At 70.7% G+C, this 2,354-nt stretch carries 3 protein-coding genes; 1 reads left to right on the forward strand and 2 read right to left on the reverse strand.

Translation table 11 applies throughout. The annotated features are described in order from the left end of the window. Window positions 1-137 precede the first annotated feature (137 nt). Together ACFW1A_RS40140 and ACFW1A_RS40145 are read right to left on the reverse strand one after the other, a co-directional pair. The gene (locus tag ACFW1A_RS40140) at window positions 138-908 is read right to left on the reverse strand and encodes a pirin family protein (RefSeq protein WP_380418622.1); all 771 of its coding nucleotides are present in this window, start codon (window positions 906-908) and stop codon (window positions 138-140) included. Between the two features lie 111 nt (window positions 909-1,019). Further along, window positions 1,020-1,433 (reverse strand): Fur family transcriptional regulator, encoded by a 414-nt coding sequence (locus tag ACFW1A_RS40145; protein ID WP_380418624.1) that lies wholly within the window; start codon window positions 1,431-1,433, stop codon window positions 1,020-1,022. Between the two features lie 244 nt (window positions 1,434-1,677). Between ACFW1A_RS40145 and ACFW1A_RS40150 the strand changes: the two genes are divergently transcribed. Next, on the forward strand, window positions 1,678-2,354 hold a 677-nt coding region (locus ACFW1A_RS40150), incomplete at its 3' end, for a peroxidase family protein (protein ID WP_380418626.1).

A 2,354-nucleotide genomic window follows, 5' to 3' on the forward strand; every position in this document is an offset into this window, starting at 1 on the left:
CATTGGGGGGCCCCGCGGGGGGGGGCGGCGCGGGCTTGCGACCCTGTCGGCCCCGGGCGGGGGGGCACGGCAACGCCACGGCGGGAACGGCGCCGGCGGCGTGTGCGCCGCGCAGCCGGGTCCCACCCGTCGCCCCGTCAGGCGGCGATCGTCGCGTGCATCTCCCAGACCAGGATCTCGGCCGGTTCGACGGCCGTGACCTTCATGCCGCCGGTGGCGGTGAACCGGACCGCGTCGCCCGTGCTCAGCGGGCCCACGCCCTCCAGGGCCAGTTCGCCGCGCGGGACGAACAGGTGCAGGAAGGGGGCGTCGGGCAGCTCGACGCTCTGGCCCGGCTGCAGCCGGGCCGCGTGCAGCGCCGCGTAGCGGTTCTTGATCCGGATGGCGCTCTCGCCGTCGTGCTTGGCCATGCCCGAGGCGACCGGGACCAGGCCGCCGGCCAGCAGCTCGTTCTCGATCTCCAACTGCTCGTAGCCCGGGGTGATGCCGGGCTCGTCCGGGACCACCCACATCTGCACGAAGTGCACCGGCTCGGTGTGGCTGGGGCCGCCGGCGATCCGCCAGGAGTCGTTCTTCTCCGAGTGCAGGATCCCGGTCCCGGCGCTCATCCGCTGGGCCAGGCCCGGGTAGATGACGCCGGAGTGGCCGGTGGAGTCCTGGTGCACCAGGGAGCCCTGCAGCACCCAGGTGACGATCTCCATGTCCCGGTGCGGGTGGGTCTCGAAGCCGCTGCCCGGGCGCACCCGGTCGTCGTTGTTGACCAGCAGCAGGCCGTGGTGGGTGTTGGCCGGGTCGTACTGGCCGCCGAACGAGAAGGAGTGCTTGGAGTCCAGCCAGTCGATGGTGGTGGCGCTGCGGTCGGCGGCGCGCCGCACGTCGACGGCGGGGGTCAGCGTGGTGCGGGTCATCGTCGTTCCTTCGTCCGGGGAGGATGGCTACGGAGACGACAACAAGTTTACGGTTCAACTATTCCCTGAGTGGCCCGGGGGCCGATCGGACTCGCCGCCCCGGTCCTGCGGTCAGGCGCAGTCCGGGCAGAGCCCCCGGTAGGTGACCTCGACCGCGGAGACGGTGAACCCGAAGCGCTCCGCCGACGGCAGGTCGGCCAGCGGGTTGCCGAGCGGGTGGACGTCCCGGATGGTGCCGCAGTTGGAGCAGACCAGGTGCTGGTGCGGGCGGTGCGCGTTGGGGTCGTAGCGCTTGGCCCGGCCGTCGGTGGACACCTCTATGACCTCGCCGAGCGAGACCAGCTCGCCGAGCGTGTTGTAGACGGTGGCGCGGGAGATCTCGGGCAGCCGCTGGGCGGCCCGGGCGTGCACCTCGTCCGCGGTCAGGTGGACGTGCTCGCCGCCGTCGAGGACCTCCGCCACGACTCGCCGCTGGGAGGTCATCCGCCAGCCGCGCCCACGCAGTCGCTCCAGCAGGTCACTCATATGGGTTCACCTATTCAGGTCCGATGGGATCCCCGAACTGTATCAGCGGAGGATCTGACTCCAATTCGTTCCGGACTTGATGTCCGTCTTGACTTAGAACTCGTCCATCGTAGGATCGGTTCCGATGGAAGCCAAGGGACAGAAAGGCTCCAGCAGGGCAGGCGGGGGAGACGCGACCGAAGCGCCTCACCTCGGTGCCGCGAGCCGCTCCCCGCACTGATCCGCTGGTCCGGAAGGAATACCCATGTCTGAGAACGTTGACGCACAGGCCGCGGCAGGCGGCTGCCCGGTTGCGCACGGTCGCGCACCGCATCCCACCCAGGGCGGGGGCAACCGCCAGTGGTGGCCGGACCAGCTGAACCTGAAGATCCTGGCCAAGAACCCGGCGGTGGCGAACCCGCTGGGCGAGGAGTTCGACTACGCCGAGGCGTTCCGCGGCCTGGACCTGCCGGCCGTGAAGCGTGACATCGAGGAGGTGCTCACCACCTCCCAGGAGTGGTGGCCCGCCGACTACGGCCACTACGGCCCGTTCATGATCCGGATGGCCTGGCACAGCGCCGGCACCTACCGGATCAGCGACGGCCGCGGCGGTGCCGGCGCCGGCCAGCAGCGGTTCGCCCCGCTCAACAGCTGGCCGGACAACGCCAACCTCGACAAGGCCCGCCGCCTGCTCTGGCCGGTGAAGAAGAAGTACGGCAAGAGCCTCTCCTGGGCCGACCTGATGGTCCTGGCGGGCAACGTGGCGCTGGAGTCGATGGGCTTCGAGACCTTCGGCTTCGCCGGCGGCCGCGCGGACGTCTGGGAGCCCGACGAGGACGTGTACTGGGGCCCGGAGAGCACCTGGCTCGGCGACGAGCGCTACACCGGCGACCGCGACCTGGAGAACCCGCTCGGTGCGGTCCAGATGGGCCTGATCTACGT

The sequence above is a fragment of the Kitasatospora sp. NPDC058965 genome (assembly GCF_042741245.1).
Taxonomy (GTDB): Bacteria; Actinomycetota; Actinomycetes; order Streptomycetales; family Streptomycetaceae; genus Kitasatospora.

Excerpts from the sequence above, each read along its gene's own strand:
- ACFW1A_RS40140 (WP_380418622.1), bottom strand. The coding sequence starts at position 908 with ATGACCCGCACCACGCTGACCCCCGCCGTCGACGTGCGGCGCGCCGCC.
- ACFW1A_RS40145 (WP_380418624.1), bottom strand. The coding sequence starts at position 1,433 with ATGAGTGACCTGCTGGAGCGACTGCGTGGGCGCGGCTGGCGGATGACC.